Origin of the sequence: Methylobacterium sp. J-072 (assembly GCF_022829425.1) — a bacterium.
Classification (GTDB): domain Bacteria; phylum Pseudomonadota; class Alphaproteobacteria; order Rhizobiales; family Beijerinckiaceae; genus Methylobacterium.
This window is the reverse complement of record NZ_JAKSYK010000118.1, coordinates 1-438: the sequence shown is the minus strand read 5'-3', so window position 1 is coordinate 438 and position 438 is coordinate 1. Positions and strand designations below refer to the sequence as shown.

The 438-nt window shown below is 63.0% G+C and carries 2 rRNA genes; both read left to right on the top strand.

Annotated features, from left to right (window positions below):
- A 23S ribosomal RNA gene (locus MKK67_RS13890) occupies nt 1-187 on the top strand; the annotation flags it as partial.
- Nucleotides 188-321: 134 nt separating this feature from the next.
- Nucleotides 322-437 (top strand): 5S ribosomal RNA (gene rrf, locus MKK67_RS13885).
- The last annotated feature ends 1 nt before the right edge of the window (nt 438 follow it).

The window sequence follows — 438 nt, the reverse complement described above, 5'->3', positions numbered from 1 at the left end:
CGCCAGCGGCAGTGCAGCATAGCTACGTACGGACGGGATAACCGCTGAAGGCATCTAAGCGGGAAACCCCCCTTAAAACGAGACCTCCCTTGAGGGCCGTGGAAGACGACCACGTCGATAGGCCGGGGGTGCAAGCGCGGTGACGCGTTGAGCCGACCGGTACTAATCGCCCGATTGACTTGATCGCTCCCGTGATCCGTGTCCGTGACACACGTGCACAACGAGACCAGCAGCAGACAGCTGCCACATGCTTGCCGAACCGGACCCCCGCCGTCGCAGCACCCTGCGACGGCCAGTCCGAAAAAAATTGCGATGCGCCGGTCTGGTGGCTTGAGCGGCGTGCCCAGAACCCGATCCCATCTCGAACTCGGCCGTTAAACACGCCAGCGCCCATGGTACTGTGTCTCAAGGCACGGGAGAGTCGGTCGCCGCCAGACC